Genomic DNA, 15,032 nt, shown 5'->3' with positions numbered 1-15,032 from the left:
CTCAACGCCTTCGACATCACCTTCGACGGCCGGCTCTCCGCAGCACGCCAGTAACTCCAACAACCTGAGTTACACCGCTCGTTTGACAGACCCGTCAGGGGAGTCGACCCCGCGCCTGCGGGGGGTGCTTGGCCGACGTACGGCCTGCGAAAGTTGGTGCGGGGATCCGGTCCTCGTTCTCTACCGAGGGTCGGAATTGATCATTGGTGGGCAGAAGGGCAAGGCGGGGCGACCTTTTGTGGTCGTTCCCGGCCATAGGCGTGGTGCTGCGTTGGGTGGCTGGATTCTGTGCCTTCAGCGCTGCTGCGGTCGGGCAGAATCAGTGAGCTGTACACCAGTGCTGGAACAGGCCATGCGGGCCGCCAGGGGGCGGCTGCCGACTCTTCTGGCGAGCGAGAGTAGGGAAGACCATGTTGGCGGGGTTGGGCCTGGGAGCTGTTGAGTCGACTTTCTACCGCCGCCTTCTGAAACAGCCGATGTCGACCGCGGAGGAAGTCCGTGACTTCGTGGGCCTGACTGCGCAGGAGGCCGACCTCGTCGCAGAGCGACTGCTGTCCCTGGGTCTGCTCGCCAGGTCTTCAGACGGCGACCTGCGTGCTGTCCATCCGGTACTGGCCTGCCATCCCTTGCTGGAACGCGCCGCACTGCGTCTGGCACGTCAGCAGAAGGAGCTTGAGCTGGGCCGTGCCGCAGTCGATGAGCTGGCCGCCGAGATTGGTGCGTCGGGGACATCCTCCCTCGCCGAGGCAGAGGTGCACCGTGGGGCCGCTGCGGCTTGGTCGTTTCTGGAGCAGATCGCGGCCACCGCGTCGGCATCGGTACGGTGCATGGCCGCCGCCGGTGCTGCCCCTGGAGTAGGGGAGACCTCCGACTACACAGCGATCAGCGAGCTCGCGGCGTTCACAGCCCAGCGGGGCATCGAGGTCCAGCTCCTGCTGCTGGAAAGCATCGACATCCTGCCCAGCCTGGTGGACGGCGCCCACGCGATGGCAGCGGCCGGTGTCGAGATCCGCACCGTGCCCACTCTGCCCGTCTGGACGTTCATCGTCGATGATGAGTACGTCGCCACTGCTCTGGAGCCTGCCGACAATCAGGAGGGGATCATGATCGTCCGGACACCGGGGGCGGTCGCGGCCGCTGCCGATCTCTTCGCCCGTCACTGGCGTGGAGCCGCAACGCTTGCCACGTCCGATCAGCCGACGCCCCACGACCTGATGAACACGCATCGCGATCTCCTCGCGATGCTCGCCGATGAGGTGAAGGACGAGACCATTGCGCGGCGCCTCGGCGTCTCGAAGACGACCGCGCGACGACGTATCAAAGACCTCATCTGCGAGTTCGAAGTGAAGAACCGAACTCAACTGGTCGTCAGAGCTTGCCGCATGGGGCTGCTCGACTGAGAGGCTGTCGGGTGACCTCGGACCGGGGTGTGCGACAGGGACAGACGGATTCGGTGCTCCGCGCCTTGCGCCCGTAACGATCTTGGTCACCTGTGCTCATGCGAGAGCTCGCCAGGCCAATCTGCACGGACGTACCCACCGGGCGCCCTACGGTGGTGACAGACCGCAGGCCGCAGCGCTCGAACGCGCAGCCAGGCTCCACAGTGCGGTTCATTCCACCACCGCCGAGAGGTTACCCATGTCCACAGGCATGCCCGTACGGCCCATTGGGACGGCTGCGCCCCGTCTTGGTGCAGCTCTTGTGTCCCTCTTGCTCGCCCTGCTCCCCACCGCTCTGGCAGCCACGCAAGCTCACGCCGCTGGCCGAGGTCAGGTGTGCTTCTTCCTCGACACCGATCGAGCGGCCGGAGCCGGACACGTCGGCTGGGCTGTCAAGGACACCGCTCGCGCCGATCACTACGTCTGGGGAAGTTTCGAAGGCCCAGCCTTGCAGCGGCCTCTGTCCATGGGGGCTCGCATCGGCGGTGGCAGCTGGCGCGACCTGACTGCGAAGGGCAGCATCCTCGCACCCTCGAAGTACGACTTCCACCGGTGCCAGACAACGGCCAGCGGCAGCATCGTGAACGCGTAGAGCAGGTACCGAGCCCTGGCCCGCACAAACTACGACCTCTTGACGAACAACTGCCTCACGGGTGCCGGTGAGATCTTCCGGGCCTACAGCCCCGCCATGAGCACGCGGCACCTCCCCAACGGTTTGGGGGGACGCCCCAACGGAGGCGGGCTGAGCCCGACGTACTACATCAAGACCTTCCTCACCTCACATGCCAAAGGCTGGGGTCCTGTCCGGCGGTACTGACCACGGCGCACCCCATCGAAGACAGCCCTTCCACCGAAATGACCCTCGCACGCATGACTCCCAGGGAGGCACGACGTTCATGCGAAAAACCCTCCTGATCCTCGGCTTGGCCCTGGTGGCCGCAGCCGGCATCGGCTACCTGGCCCTGCGCGGCGACCAGCCACCCGCAACGGCAGAAGGCAGCAAGTCGTCAGGCACCCGCGCCCTGCCGTACAAGCCGGGCGGCTCTCCTCCCACCCAAGCCGCCGGTGCTGTCCAGGACTTGACCTCTAAGAACGTCGTCACTCAGCGGGCGGCACTCACCCCCGAACTGGACGAAGCTCTGGCCGGCGGCCGACTTCTCCCCGAAGGAACCCGTATCGATCTGACAAGGGGTACCTGGCACGAGGCCAACGGCTACGCCAATGCCCAGGCGACCTTGACGAAGCCCGGAAAGTCCGCGCAGCACGTCCTCATCGGGTTCACCAAGAGAAGTACCGGATGGCGCATCACCGTGGTGGAGGTCGTCAAGTGACCGGCCATTCACCCCAGGCGCGCATCCTCGCGCTGTGCGTCACCCTGGCTGCTCTCCTCGGTCTCGGCACGGCGCTCCCCGCGACCGCGACTGCGACCCCTGGCCCCTGTTCGGCCGGCGGAAAGGTCGTGCAGGTGGAACCACACGGATCGGTGGCCAATAGCACGCCGGTCCTCTTCGTCCACGGCATCGCCTCCGGAGCCGACACCTGGGACGAAACGCAGGAAGTTTACCTGGCCGACAAGGCACAGAAGGCAGGCGAGAAGTATCGGCCGGGCAAGGGGGCCTTTCCCGCGAGAGTTGCCAGACTCTCCCGCGTCACGGCGTGGACCTACGACTACTCCGCGGCCCAGCCGGAATGGGTGACCGACAAACGCATCGGCCCGCAACTCGCCAACGCCATCAACTGCTTGGCTCGCACTACCGGACACAAGGTCATCGTCGTCGGCCACTCCATGGGCGGCCTCGCCACCCAGTACGCAGCGTCCCAGCCCAACGGTCAGCCCGGTGGCAAAACGTGGCAGAACATCGCTGAGGTCATCACGATCGGCACGCCAACGCTCGGCTCCAAGATCATCACCGTCCTTCAAACGGCCACGGACCTGCTCAGTATCTCCCGCCACCCCCTCTTTGTGGCGCTCGACGCCGTCCTCAGTTTCTGCGCGGGCTACGACATGACGCACGAGGACGACATGTGCTCGGCAGCCACCGCGCTCAGGTCACCCCAGGGCCGTGCGCTGAGGTACGAGTCGGACCAGATCAGGAAACTGCCACCCTGGCCCAAGGAACTTCCCGTCCTCGCGATCGCCGGCAGCATCAGGTTCGTACTTCCCGTCGGCCCTTTCGAAGTCAAGTCTTCGCCGGAAGTAGAACTCGGGGACCTCGCCGTCACTCTCGACTCCGCGACCGCCTACACGCACCGGACCGGCAAACCGCGCGTCCTGACCTGCCGAGCAAACGGCGTGATGGTGCTTGCGAGCGGTTGCAATCACATCTATATCAAGACACATCCCACCGTCATGGGGACGGTTATCGAGCAGATCGAACGCATCCGGGGCACACAACCCGTCAAGCCTGCTGACAGCACTCCGTGTCCCACCCGCGCTGCGCTCAAGTCCGCGATCACTCGCACCCTGCAAGCTCCCTCCGAAGTGCACCTAGGAAGTTACAAGTGCTACCCCGGCTGGTCGGCCGTCGTCTGGGGCGACACACCCGCCACGGACTCCGTGATCATCACGGTCTTCACCCGCACGGCCGGCCGCCTCGAACTGGCGACCCACCTCGCTCCCGTCCTGGGGGACGACCAGGACTCGGACTGGGTGCGTGACTGCAGCCAGCTCCGCAGCATGAAGCCCCCCACCCCGCTCCTTGAATTCACCGGCTGCCCGGCCACCGGCCGGCAGCCAACCACCGGCATTGACGGCGCCGCAGCGCTGCGGCTTATCCAGCGGCAGAGCTTCAGCGCCACCGTCACCGCAGACGAGATCACCCGCATGCCCGGTCCGCTGCGCGCCGTCCAAGCCTCGTGCGTCGACAGCGCCAACGGCAACTGCGTCAGCGTGTTCTTCTTCTACGGCAACAGGTACGTGGGCCAAGCGTCCGGAGCCAGTCAGCTCCGCATTGCCTCGCAGAACGGCTCCGAAGCCACACTCACGCGGCCGATCTTCAAGGACACCGACCCCACCTGCTGCCCCACCGGCGGAGCCGAGACGCATCGCGTCCGATGGGAAGGCAACACCGTTGTAGCCAACCCGTCCTTGCCCTACTTCGAGCCAGCGAACGAACAGCTGTAGGGCCTCTCCGTGCCAGCCGCCGGCGAGGCAACTCAACAACCTGTGGAGGAACTCGACGGGGCCGGCGCCCCAGCCCCGCGCTGCACCATCTGTCGATGTAGCGGCGACTGCAAAGCCTGTGACGGCTTCCGCTGTCACATTCAAGATGAAAAGGAGAACTCTCATGGCCCGATGCAAGTCATGCCCCGACAAGAAGGGTGAGTGCCGCAAGTGCAAGGGCACCGGCAAGATCGATGGCTTCCCCTTCCCGCGAGACTGCGACAAGTGCGGTGGGGACGGCGTATGCAGTTCGTGCAACGGCGACGGATACACCTTGGGCTGGTAACCCACTGAGCGGGGCCTGGCAGAGAAGAGGGCGGGCCGCCGTCACTCGGCGGCCCGCCTGCTGACCTTGAACCTGTGATGCCGCAACGGGGGTACCGTCGGTTTCCGGGAGATTCGGGAACGGTTGGGGCTGGGGACGGCCTGAGCGGTGATCCGACTGGTGCGACGTTGGTGTCATGCCTGTGTCGGGTGAGGTGTGCAGGCTTTGAGGAGCGAGTCGTAGGTGGGGCACGGCTGAACCATTCAGTGAACTCTCGTAGGCGTGGTGGGCGCGAGCATGCCCATCGTCAGCACCGAACGGTCAGAAGTGCGGGTTTTCGGTGGGGCGGTCGGCCTCGGTGGCGGCCTGGAGCAGCTCGGTGAGGTCCTCGGGTTCGGAGGCGCGCTGGTCGATCCACCGTCCGGCGTGGGTGATGGTGCGGGCGGCTTCTCCGATCTCCTCCCACTCCGTGTCGCTGGTCTCGCCTTCGAGGACCAGGGTGGTGCAGGCGGCGGCCAGGATCTGATGGCGGCAGCGCACACCCCAGGCGACGGCGCGCTCGGTCCCCTCCAGAGGAGGCATCCGGTAGCGCGTGGACCAGGTTTCGGATTCGGCCTGTTCTTCTGCCCGTTTGGCCTTCAGCCAGTCAGCCTTGTCCTGTTCGTTGCCGTCCTTGGCGGTCCGCCAGCAGTCGGTGCATTCCTGTTTGGCGAGCCATTCAGTGAAGCCGGCACGGCGGTCGGGCACGGTCGGAGAGGTCACGCTCGGTCTGGTGGCCGCACAGATGTTCTTCGCGATTGGCATGTCTCACGAGACAGCCCAGTTGGGGTTGGTGACCGCAGGGGGCGAGGCGGAAAACCACCCTTCTGAGGTGGCCCCGAGCATGCACTGTTGCCGGACGCACCACGGGGCTGCAGTACAGCGTCACGGGTCACGACGGCAGGGTGTATGTCAGGACCTGGACGGAGACCGGGGGCTGGGGCCCGGTGAGCTCTTTCAAGGACTACGCATCCGCGGGCCCCATGTGCATGGCGACCCTCAACGGCCAGCCGTGGCTGACGCACATCGGTCCCGAGGGAGACATGTGGACCCAGGTCCACTACGCACACAACAACGGGTGAGAGAAGGTGACGCCCGCTGCGGGCGTGGAGGCGCTGCCGTGATCACCCAGGGCTGGCGGATATATTTCGTAGCGCGATATATGCTTGACGCATGACAAGGCAGAACCCGTCCTTGACGGAACCGCAGTACTTCATCCTTGCTGCGCTCATGGACGGGCCGTTGCACGGTTACGGCATCATCAAGGCTGCCGAGCAGGCCACCGACGGGCGGCTCCGGATCGCTGTCGGCACTCTCTATGGCGCGCTGGAGCGGTTGGAGCGGGCCGGGCTGGTGGCCGCCGATCATGAGGAGATCGTGGACGGGCGGGCGCGGCGCTACTACCGGCTCACCGAGGACGGCACCCAGGCGCTCGGCCGGGAGGCGCTGCGGATGCAGCAGGCGGCGGCCGTCGTCATCGGACGCTCGCGGAATGTCGGAGTGGCCCGGGCATGAACCGTCTGCTGCTTGCTGCCTACCCCAAGTCCTACCGTTCCCGGCAGGGAGAGGAGTTGCTGGGGTGCCTGGCCGAGGTGTATCCCGGCCGTTCCTGGCCCCCGCCGCGGGAGGTTGTGGCCTTGGCGCGCGCCGGGGTGCAGGCCCGCGCCCGTGCCGTCGTCGACGACACGGCCCGGCCGTGGTGGCTGGACGGCATCCATCTGACCGCTCTCGTCCTCGCCGCGCTGGCGCTGGTGCCGTACCTGCAGGATGTTTGGCACTGGGGACTGCACATCGATCCCGGCCGGCATGCCATCGCCTTCCACTTCTCCGGCTGGTACCCGTGGGCGCAAGGTCCCGGCACGCGGACACGGCTGCCCTACGGGCTGCTTCCGCTGGTCTGCCTGATCGCCCTGCTGCGCGGTAAGCCGTGGATCGCCCTGCCGACCGCAGCAGCGATGATCTACGTCGGTGCCACGTTCAACAGCAATACGTTCTTCGGCGACGAGGGCAAGGTGGGCCTGGGCTACTACGGGCTGGGCGCCCCGATAACGGCCCGTGACCTGGTGCTGTCGGGGGCACTGTGCACCGCGTGCGCCGTGCTGGCGGTCTGCCGTCCCAGCCAGCTGCGACGCCACTCGTACCGTTGGCTGGTGCCCGTCGTGCTCGCCATGTTCGTGGCCGGGGGCCTGCACATCATCTCCATCAGTCCGGCCTTTCAACGCGGCCTGTTCGCACTAGAAGTCGCCGCGCTGATCGCCGCGTGGGTGGCGACGGCCGCCACCGGAGATTACCGGTGGCTGATCCCCGTCGCGGCGTTCGCGTTCATCCGCACGCAGGCGATCGTCATCCAGCCGAACTGGTTCATGCAGTCCCTGCCGGACCTGGTCGTCCTCCTCCTCCTGATCGCGCCCCTCCCGGCCCTGGCGATCGCCGCCCAGCGCCAGCAGGGCCAGGCGCTCCTCGAATAGGAGCAGATCCCCGGTGGGCCGGCCGAGCCCGTCGGCCCATTGCGTGCCAGAGGAGGCACGTGACCGAACCGCTGCCGACGGACATAGAGAGAAAACAATGACTCAGCAAGATCATTCGACCCTGTCCACGCACCCGGACACCCCCGGCCAGGTCCCGGGAGCCACGGCCGAACACAGCCCTTCGCGGACGATACGGCCACGGATCTCAGCTCTGCTGTGCCTCGTGGGGTTCCTGGCGGTCTACCTGATCGCCGTCTGCACCCCGTTCGGGCAACGGGCGGAAAATGCCCTGTTCAACAGTAACGGCGCCAACCCGGCATGGATCTACGACTGGTCGGGGACGGCTTACAATTCGCCGGCCCTGCCGCCCCTGGACCAGACCGCCATGCCCACCCTGCTCGTGGGCATCGCGGTCATCGCGGCCGTCACCCTGGTCCGGAGGTGCTGGTGGCAAGGCGGCGCGGCGGCCGGAGTCGTCATGGCCACGCTCGGGAGCAAGGAACTCACCAGGATGATCCTGCCCCGCCCCGACCTGGTTGGCGCGCACGTCAGCCTCATCGAGCCGAGCTTCCCCAGTGGGCACGTGGCCATCCCCGCCGGGCTGGCCCTCGGCGCCGCCCTCGTCGCTTCCCCCCGCATCCGCCCCTACGTCACCGCGGCCAGCATGCTGTGGCTCGCCGTCACCGCCGGCGCCGTCCAGGCCACCTACCACCACCGGCCCAGCGACGTACTGGGCTCCACACTGCTGGCCTGCGCCTGCTACAGCCTCGCGTCCCGGTTGCTGCCACCGGCCAACCCACCAGGCGTCACGCGGCGCCCTCGTGCGCTGCCGGCGGTCGCCCTGGCACTGTCAGCGGCCGGCGCGCTCGTCGCCGGCGCGCGGGACGACTCCGTCACACAATCGCTGGTCTTCGCGGCAGCGGCCTTCCTGTGCGCGGCCCTGTTCTGGTTCACCACAGCGGAGGGGCCCGCACACACCGCACGCCGCACACGCCTCGCACTGGGGTGACCACCCGGCCGGCTCCGGGCGGGAACCGGCGCATCCTGGCGAAGCGGCGGTCCGACGCCACCGCCCAGTCGTAGAAGCCGTCGACGCCCGAGCGGGGATGCGCTCCCGCCCGGCGTGTCCTCCTGTAGTCCGGTCAACGACTCGGTGGCGGCCGTACCAGCAGTTCACCAGGAGCTGGACCGGGCGGCCGTGCGCGGCTGCGCGCAGCGCGGTGAGTTCGTGCACGGCGTCGGTGATGATGCGGGCCGCGCCGGGGGGTGTTGAGGACGTAGCCGCGCCGGACGATCCGGCCCTCGCCGACATCGTCGCCCAGCAGACCGGACGGGACGCGGGCGTACGTTGATGCCGAGTACGGCGGCGCGGTAGCGGGGCGGGGGAGCGTCCTGCCAGCGGGCGCCGAAGGAGTCGATGAACACGTCGGTCGTCACGGAGCCTCCAGGCTCGAAGGAGGTGGAGACGCCGGAGCGCCGCGCCGGCCGGGAAGGGCCGGGCGGCGCCCCGCAGCGACCTCGGCGGTGATGACCTCGTCGAGGGCCATGTGGAGCGCGGGCGACTGCGGAGCCTCGTGGATGAGCTGCCAGTCGTAGTCGCTCCACTCGGTGGTGTGCGCGAGGGCCCGGCGTACGGCGACGGCGACGTCCTCGGAGGTGAGGCCGAGCATCATCGTCGAGGCGGGCAGGGCCGCGTCGATCCTGGCGGCGAGACCGGCGGTGTCGGTGTTGGCCGGTGTGCCCTCCAGCGCCGCGTCGATCGCGAGGATCGCCTCGTCCGGTTCGAGCAAGAAGTCCCCGGCGACCCGTACGTTGCGCAGCGCCCCGCCCTCGACATCGAGAACCGCCACGACGAGCTTGCCGCCGGGGACCTTGTACTCACCGTGCACAGCCTTGCCTCCACATCCGCCCGACTGCTCTACGAATCGGCACGGAACACCCATAACGTCACCACACTGTGCGGTTTAGTTCCCGCGCTCAGCGTGACGGAGGTGCACCGCCCTGCGGTGCGCCGGGCACTGATACCCGGACGGTGAGTCCCCCGCCGGGGTTGGGGGTCAGGTTCAGGTCCGCGTGGTGGGCGCGGACGATGCTGGAGACGATCGCCAGGCCGAGGCCGTGGCCGCGGCGCGTGGGATCCTGCTCGGCCAGGCGCCCGCTGCCGCGCAGGAACGGTTCGGTGAGGCGGTCGACCGTGCCGGACAGGGGTGGTCCGGTGTTGGTGACGGTCAGGAGGGCGCGGCCGGGACGTGCCGGGTCGGGGCCGGTGGTCAGGGAGAGCGATCCGCCCGTGGGCAGGTTGTGCCGTACGGCGTTGTGGAGCAGGTTCAGGACGAGCTGGCGCAGCAGTACGTCGTTGCCGGTGGCCGGGGCCGGGTGGGTGTCGGCGGAGACGGTGATGTCCCGTGTCCTGGCTTCCTCGCGGACGGCGTCGACGGCTGCTCGGGCGGTGTCGGCGAGGTCGAGGTGCTCCGTGGTGGGCGGGGTGTGATCGAGGGCGGATAGTTGCAGCAGGGCGTCGGTGATGTCGATGCCGCGCTGGTTGGTCTCGCGGAGCCGGGAAACGAGCCGGCGGTAGTTCTGGCCGTCCGGATCGGCGACGGCCACGTCGAGCATGGTGCGGCTGACGGCGAGCGGTGTGCGCAGTTCGTGCGAGGCGTTGGCGGCGAAGCGCTGCTGGGCGTCGAAGGACCGCTGCAGGCGGGCGAGCATGTCGTCGAAGGTGTCGGAGAGGTCGGTGAACTCGTCCCGCGGGCCGGTGAGCCCGATGCGGTGGTCCAGGGAGCCGTCGGCGGCCCGGCGGGCCGCCGACGTGATGTCCTGCAGGGGGCGCAGGACGCGGCCCGCGATGAGCCAGCCGCCGCCGAGCCCGATCAGCGCGAGGAGCAGCAGGGTGACGCCGGAGGCCTTGGCCAGGGCCTGGAGGATGTCCGGCCGGGTGGCGACGGCCGCGGCCTGCGGGTTCACGTCGCCCAGCGGGTAGTTGGGCACGAAGCGCATGGCCAGGTACACCACGACCAGGCTGAACGCCCCGGCGACGACGACGAACAGGGCGTAGGTGAGGGTGAGCTTCATGCGGGCGGTCAGCCGCCGCGGCCGGCGGGACCGTGCCGGGGCCCCGGCCGTGTCCGCGTCGCTGTCCCGGTGGGGTGCCGTCCGGCGGTTCACCGCTCGTGCCCCGTCCGCACGTCCTGCCCCGCCGGCTCGTCGAGACGGTATCCGACGCCGGGCACGGTGTGGATGGCCGACGGATCACCGAGCCGTTTGCGGAGCGTGGACATGGTGATGCGGACCGCGTTGGTGAACGGGTCGGCGTTCTCGTCCCAGGCCCGCTCCAGCAGCGTCTCCGCGCTGACGACGCCGCCTCGCGCGGTCATGAGGACTTCCAGGACGGCGAACTGCTTCCTGGTGAGCGCCACGTACCTCCCGTCGCGGAAGACCTCACGCCGGAACGGGTCCAGCCGGATTCCCGCGTAGTCGATGACGGGGGGTGTGCCGTCCTTGGGCCGGCGGGCCAGTGAGCGGAGACGTACGACCAGCTCCTTCAGGTCGAAGGGCTTCGTCAGGTAGTCGTCGGCGCCGATCTCGAACCCGGTGACCTTCTCGTTGATCAGGCCCGCCGCGGTCAGCATGAGCACGCGGCAGCCGAGGCGCCGTTCCACGATGATCCGGCACACGTCGTCACCGTGGGTGCCGGGGATGTCGCGGTCGAGTACGACGACGTCGTACTCGTTCACGTCGAGGCGTTCCAGGGCGGTGTCGCCGTCCCCGGCGATGTCGGAGGCGATGGCTTCGAGCCTCAGCCCCGCCTGCACCGCCTCGGCGAGATACAACTCGTCCTCGACAATCAGCACCCGCATACGGTCTCTCCTGCTCTGTGCCTCACCCCGGCCGGTCGCCGGCCTGTCGGCCATTCCCATGGGAACGGTCCGGGGATATCGAAAACGTATCGGGAAATCGAAACGGCCCGACAACATGGCCTGCCGTTCACTCGAAGCATCCGTCCGCGGCACCCGCCGCCACGTCCGAGATGCCCGGAGGCCACCATGCACGACAACCCCACCACGAACCGCTCCACCACGGCAGCGCGCCGCTTCCCCGGACGGACGGTGGCGGGAGTCGGTGCGGTCGTGGTGGTGGCGCTGGCGGCGACATGGGGCGTGACGGCTCGGAGTGAACCAGCCGCGCGTGCCGCCGCGGCGGCGGACCATGAGCGGGACGGCGGCGAAGCGACCACGGAGGCCACTCCCGAGGGTACCGAAGGCGGCGACATACCGAGTGGTCGGGAGCTCACCCCCTTCGACACCCGGTACCCGGCCATCGGCCGGCTGGACAAACCGTTGCTGAAGGCCGTCCAGGAGGCGGCCCGGGACGCCCGTGACGACGGCATCGAACTCCGGGTCACCTCGGGATGGCGCAGCAAGGATCACCAGCAGCGCCTGCTGGACGAGGGCATCGAGAAGTACGGAAGCCCGGAGAAGGCCAGGCAGTTCGTGAACACCCCGCAGAAGTCGACACACGTGTCCGGAAAGGCGGTCGACATCGGTCCAACCGATGCCGACGACTGGCTCATCCGCAACGGCTCCGACTACGGCCTGTGCCAGGTCTACACCAACGAGATGTGGCACTTCGAGCTCCTGACCGGCCCCGGTGGCGCCTGCCCGGCTCCCCTGAGCAACGCCGCCGGCTGACCGGCGATGCGTTCAGCCCGTGAGTCAGCACCGCCCCCTTCCGAAGGACATGCCATGGCCGATCCGCGCGAGGACCCCTACCCGGATGTGTACGTAGGAGGCGGCTTCTCCGATCCCGCCGGGACACCGCCCGCCGACCCCGGTCCCGGCCGGCCCGGCCCGGGACGGCGCAGGAACTGGATTCCGGGCGCCGTCGCGGTGGCGGCGGGGCTCGTGATGGTCTGCCACTCGTTCGTGCCCAACTCGCCGGGCAACCTCGGCAGCCTGCTCGAAACCGTGCTGCCCTGGACCGGCCTGGCCGTACCGGTGCTGCTCCTGGCCGCCCTGCTCCGCAGGTCCGTGCCGGCCGTCATCGCCGCCCTCCTTCTCGGCGCCGTGTGGTCCGCCCTGTTCGCGTCCCTGTTCCTCGGCGGGCGCAGCGATGCCGAGCCGAACCTGACCGTGGTCACCCACAACGTCAACGCCACCAACCCCGACCCCGCCGCGACCGTCCGGACGCTGCTGGCCGCCGACCCCGACCTGGTGGCCCTGGAAGAAATCACCGACGACGCCCTGCCCGCCTATCGGAAGGTGCTGGACCCCCGGCTCACCCACTCCGTGCACATCGGCACCGTCGCCCTGTGGAGCCGCTACCCGATCACCGAGTCCCGGCGCCTCACCATCGATCCCGGCTGGAGCCGTTCGCTGCGCGCCCGGATCCAGGGACCGAACGGCCCCGTCGCCGTCTATGTGGTCCATCTGCCCTCGGTCCGCGTCGGCGTATCCGGTTTCACCATCGCCCGGCGCGATGACACCCTCACCGCCCTCGACCGGGCCCTCGACCACGAGGAGCAGAAGAAGGTCCTCCTGCTGGGCGACCTCAACGGCACCACCACCGACCGCAACCTCGCGCCTCTGGTGTCCCGGCTGACACCGGCCGAGGACAAGGCCGGTACCGGCTTCGGCTTCAGCTGGCCCGCAGCCTTCCCGATCGCCCGTATCGACCACATCCTCACCCGGGGCGTCACCCCCACCGACACCTGGACCCTTCCCGCCACCGCCAGCGACCACCGGCCGGTCGCCGCCCGACTCAAGGCATAGCCCGTACAGCGGGCGGACCCCGCCGGGCCCCATGCGGAGGCCGGCTCGGGCACACTGGGCCGCGATCGTTCGGCCGGAGGGCACGGGGTGGGGACCGTGGACGAACAGCAGCCGGTGCCGCGGATGAAGGACCCCGGCGATCAGGCAGCAAGCGCGTCGGCACCGGACGGACTCCGGCGTGGACGCCTACCGGGCCGGGTGACTCATATGCGGTCCTGGGACTGCTGCCCCAAATCCCGCTGCGGGTCCCCGGCGTCGCGCCGGGCGACGGTCTCGCCGCGGATGACGCGAGGCGCCCCCGCTTCCCCCTCGGCGCCCTTCGTCTCCTTCATCGCCTTCGCCTCGGCCTTGAGGATGCGGGCCGACTTCCCCGCGGAACGGGCCAGTTCGGGGAGCTTCTTGGCGCCCAGGACGAGTATGACCACGATCAGAATGATCGCGATCTCGCTGATTCCGAACATCAGTCGTCCCCGTCCCCGTCCCCGTCGTCATCGTTGTCGTCCTCGAAGAAGTCCCCCACCTCGTCCACGACTTCGGCGGCGACCATGCCGCCGACGACGCCGACCGCGAGCCCGGCCGCGCCCACCGCGACGGCCGTTCCCAGGCCCGGCCCGGAGCGGTGACCGCCGTCGTGGTGGTGGCCGTGACCGGGCTCGTGGCCGTGGTGCCCGGGGTACGGATCGCCGTGTCCGTACGCGGAGCCTTCCGCGTACGCCGACCGGTGCTCGATCAGCTGCCGGAGCCAGCCGTCGACCAGAGCCTGCCAGTCCTGATGGTGGATGCCGTCGTGCGCGACCGTGAACCGGGTGAGTGCGTCGTGCCCGCCGGAGAGGAGTCCACCGCGCCTGTCGGCCTCCAGGACCACCTCCATGCCGCCCGCGGTGGCGAGGAAGGTCACCTCGATCTCGTTGACCGCGTGCGCGTACTGCGGCGACGGGGCCAGCTCGATCTCCTGGTAGAAGGGGAGTTGCTGGCCGGTGCCGCCGATGCGGCCGTACTCCAGATCCGCGGACCTGAAACCGAAGCCGAGCTGTCCGAACGCTTCGAGGATCACCTCCTGCACCGGCAACGGGCCCACCGCGAACTGATCGAGATCGCCCTTGTCCTTGGCACCGGCGACCGCCAGCTCCGTGCGTACGCCGAGCACGATGCCCAGGCTCTGCCCGTACAGCTCGGTGATCGGCGTCTCCCACGGCAGCGCGACCGTGAACGGCACACTGAGCTGCTCGCCCTCGGCCAGCCGGAAGCCGCCACCGACGACGAAACGCTCGAAGACCACGATGTGCTCGTCCTCGCCCTCCTCGTGCTCGGCCTCCACCCGCGCGACGAGTTCCAGCGCGATGTGGTCGATGTCGAAGTCGGCGCTGCCGCCCTTGAGATGGACCTGGCCGGACAGGGGACCGCCGGGAGCGGCCGCCCCGGTGGTGAGGACGGTGTCGACGGTGGGGCCGCCCACGCCGAGCGAGCCGAGCAGTCGTTTGAACACCATTGAGGCGTTCACTCCCTTACGTGCGTACGAGGGGTGCGGGGGAGTCCGGGAACGCCTGCGGCGGCTCCCGTTCTCTACAGACGTGTAGAGCATAGGGCCGGTGACGAGGCTTCCGGAGCCGTGAGGGCTCGGCGGACGGGAAAGTCCGAAAAGGATCGCTCAGGAGGTCCGGGTAGCCGCTTGACGTGCGTGTTTTGCCGTGCTTTTACCGTACGGGATGGTGGTCGGAAAGGGTGCGGGGCCGTGTGGTGCGTGTGCACCGCACGGCCCCGGACCGTCGGACTGGTCTTGCGGTTCCGCCGGGGGTCAGCCCTTGCGGCTGTTGACCTCGTCGGTGAGCTGGGGGACGACCTGGAAGAGGTCGCCGACGACGCCGTAGTCGACGAGGTCGAAGATCG

General features: G+C 68.7%; 16 protein-coding genes and 1 pseudogene. 11 read left to right on the top strand and 6 right to left on the bottom strand.

The annotated features are described in order from the left end of the window. Positions 1–476 precede the first annotated feature (476 nt). From ACFVX4_RS40240 to ACFVX4_RS40225, 4 genes are all read left to right on the top strand, one after another. Positions 477–1,400 carry a hypothetical protein gene (locus ACFVX4_RS40240; RefSeq protein ID WP_389987912.1) on the top strand — a complete coding sequence of 308 codons (924 nt, stop codon included), beginning with the start codon at positions 477–479 and terminating at the stop codon, positions 1,398–1,400. A gap of 505 nt (positions 1,401–1,905) precedes the next feature. Next, positions 1,906–2,031, top strand: a complete 126-nt coding sequence (locus ACFVX4_RS40235) for a hypothetical protein (protein ID WP_389987909.1) — start codon at positions 1,906–1,908, stop codon at positions 2,029–2,031. Between the two features lie 304 nt (positions 2,032–2,335). Further along, positions 2,336–2,770: a hypothetical protein gene (locus tag ACFVX4_RS40230; protein WP_389987906.1), complete on the top strand. Its 435-nt coding sequence runs from the start codon at positions 2,336–2,338 to the stop codon at positions 2,768–2,770. Next, positions 2,767–4,563, top strand: coding sequence for an alpha/beta fold hydrolase (locus ACFVX4_RS40225; RefSeq protein ID WP_389987903.1), 1,797 nt, complete (start codon positions 2,767–2,769; stop codon positions 4,561–4,563). The genes ACFVX4_RS40230 and ACFVX4_RS40225 overlap by 4 nt, the downstream gene beginning before the upstream one ends. A gap of 625 nt (positions 4,564–5,188) precedes the next feature. Here ACFVX4_RS40225 and ACFVX4_RS40220 read toward each other — a convergent pair. Continuing rightward, positions 5,189–5,629, bottom strand: a complete 441-nt coding sequence (locus ACFVX4_RS40220; RefSeq protein ID WP_389987900.1) for a hypothetical protein — start codon at positions 5,627–5,629, stop codon at positions 5,189–5,191. 224 nt (positions 5,630–5,853) lie between these two features. Between ACFVX4_RS40220 and ACFVX4_RS40215 the strand changes: the two genes are divergently transcribed. The 5 genes from ACFVX4_RS40215 to ACFVX4_RS40195 all read left to right on the top strand — a co-directional run bounded on the left by ACFVX4_RS40215 (position 5,854) and on the right by ACFVX4_RS40195 (position 8,726). Continuing rightward, complete coding sequence (locus ACFVX4_RS40215) at positions 5,854–5,988, top strand: hypothetical protein (RefSeq protein ID WP_389987898.1); 135 nt, start codon at positions 5,854–5,856, stop codon at positions 5,986–5,988. A 91-nt stretch (positions 5,989–6,079) separates the two neighbouring features. Continuing rightward, on the top strand, positions 6,080–6,421 hold the full coding sequence (locus ACFVX4_RS40210) for a PadR family transcriptional regulator (protein WP_389987896.1): 342 nt from the start codon (positions 6,080–6,082) through the stop codon (positions 6,419–6,421). Further along, complete coding sequence (locus tag ACFVX4_RS40205; RefSeq protein ID WP_389987893.1) at positions 6,418–7,374, top strand: hypothetical protein; 957 nt, start codon at positions 6,418–6,420, stop codon at positions 7,372–7,374. Before ACFVX4_RS40210 ends, ACFVX4_RS40205 begins: the two co-directional genes overlap by 4 nt. A gap of 223 nt (positions 7,375–7,597) precedes the next feature. Further along, positions 7,598–8,383: a phosphatase PAP2 family protein gene (locus ACFVX4_RS40200; RefSeq protein ID WP_389987890.1), complete on the top strand. Its 786-nt coding sequence runs from the start codon at positions 7,598–7,600 to the stop codon at positions 8,381–8,383. Positions 8,384–8,594: 211 nt separating this feature from the next. Next, complete coding sequence (locus ACFVX4_RS40195; protein ID WP_389987887.1) at positions 8,595–8,726, top strand: hypothetical protein; 132 nt, start codon at positions 8,595–8,597, stop codon at positions 8,724–8,726. Between the two features lie 144 nt (positions 8,727–8,870). Here ACFVX4_RS40195 and ACFVX4_RS40190 read toward each other — a convergent pair. From ACFVX4_RS40190 to ACFVX4_RS40180, 3 genes and pseudogenes are all read right to left on the bottom strand, one after another. Further along, positions 8,871–9,263: pseudogene (locus tag ACFVX4_RS40190) on the bottom strand (lipoate--protein ligase family protein); the annotation flags it as partial. An 88-nt stretch (positions 9,264–9,351) separates the two neighbouring features. Continuing rightward, a complete protein-coding gene (locus ACFVX4_RS40185; RefSeq protein ID WP_389987884.1) occupies positions 9,352–10,542 on the bottom strand; it encodes a sensor histidine kinase in 1,191 nt (396 codons plus the stop codon). Then, on the bottom strand, positions 10,539–11,234 hold the full coding sequence (locus tag ACFVX4_RS40180) for a response regulator transcription factor (protein ID WP_389987881.1): 696 nt from the start codon (positions 11,232–11,234) through the stop codon (positions 10,539–10,541). Before ACFVX4_RS40180 ends, ACFVX4_RS40185 begins: the two co-directional genes overlap by 4 nt. A 186-nt stretch (positions 11,235–11,420) precedes the next feature. Between ACFVX4_RS40180 and ACFVX4_RS40175 the strand changes: the two genes are divergently transcribed. Together ACFVX4_RS40175 and ACFVX4_RS40170 are read left to right on the top strand one after the other, a co-directional pair. Continuing rightward, entirely contained in the window at positions 11,421–12,065 is a 645-nt protein-coding gene (locus ACFVX4_RS40175) for a M15 family metallopeptidase (RefSeq protein WP_389987878.1), read from the top strand. A 54-nt stretch (positions 12,066–12,119) separates the two neighbouring features. Continuing rightward, a complete protein-coding gene (locus tag ACFVX4_RS40170) occupies positions 12,120–13,145 on the top strand; it encodes an endonuclease/exonuclease/phosphatase family protein (protein WP_389987875.1) in 1,026 nt (341 codons plus the stop codon). 203 nt (positions 13,146–13,348) lie between these two features. On the opposite strand, the gene ACFVX4_RS40165 is transcribed toward ACFVX4_RS40170, so the two are convergent. Continuing rightward, positions 13,349–13,606 (bottom strand): twin-arginine translocase TatA/TatE family subunit, encoded by a 258-nt coding sequence (locus ACFVX4_RS40165; RefSeq protein WP_389987872.1) that lies wholly within the window; start codon positions 13,604–13,606, stop codon positions 13,349–13,351. Then, positions 13,606–14,634 carry a sporulation protein gene (locus ACFVX4_RS40160; RefSeq protein ID WP_389987869.1) on the bottom strand — a complete coding sequence of 343 codons (1,029 nt, stop codon included), beginning with the start codon at positions 14,632–14,634 and terminating at the stop codon, positions 13,606–13,608. Before ACFVX4_RS40160 ends, ACFVX4_RS40165 begins: the two co-directional genes overlap by 1 nt. Positions 14,635–15,032: the final 398 nt, after the last annotated feature.

Origin of the sequence: Streptomyces sp. NPDC058240, assembly GCF_042882135.1 — a bacterium.
Lineage (GTDB): Bacteria > Actinomycetota > Actinomycetes > Streptomycetales > Streptomycetaceae > Streptomyces.
This window is presented reverse-complemented; position numbering and strand designations above follow the sequence as displayed.

Coding starts and splice junctions, on each gene's coding strand:
- ACFVX4_RS40240 (WP_389987912.1), top strand. CDS start 477: ATGTCGACCGCGGAGGAAGTCCGTGACTTCGTGGGCCTGACTGCGCAG.
- ACFVX4_RS40235 (WP_389987909.1), top strand. CDS start 1,906: ATGGGGGCTCGCATCGGCGGTGGCAGCTGGCGCGACCTGACTGCGAAG.
- ACFVX4_RS40230 (WP_389987906.1), top strand. CDS start 2,336: ATGCGAAAAACCCTCCTGATCCTCGGCTTGGCCCTGGTGGCCGCAGCC.
- ACFVX4_RS40210 (WP_389987896.1), top strand. CDS start 6,080: ATGACAAGGCAGAACCCGTCCTTGACGGAACCGCAGTACTTCATCCTT.
- ACFVX4_RS40205 (WP_389987893.1), top strand. CDS start 6,418: ATGAACCGTCTGCTGCTTGCTGCCTACCCCAAGTCCTACCGTTCCCGG.
- ACFVX4_RS40180 (WP_389987881.1), bottom strand. CDS start 11,234: ATGCGGGTGCTGATTGTCGAGGACGAGTTGTATCTCGCCGAGGCGGTG.
- ACFVX4_RS40175 (WP_389987878.1), top strand. CDS start 11,421: ATGCACGACAACCCCACCACGAACCGCTCCACCACGGCAGCGCGCCGC.
- ACFVX4_RS40170 (WP_389987875.1), top strand. CDS start 12,120: ATGGCCGATCCGCGCGAGGACCCCTACCCGGATGTGTACGTAGGAGGC.
- ACFVX4_RS40165 (WP_389987872.1), bottom strand. CDS start 13,606: ATGTTCGGAATCAGCGAGATCGCGATCATTCTGATCGTGGTCATACTC.
- ACFVX4_RS40160 (WP_389987869.1), bottom strand. CDS start 14,634: ATGGTGTTCAAACGACTGCTCGGCTCGCTCGGCGTGGGCGGCCCCACC.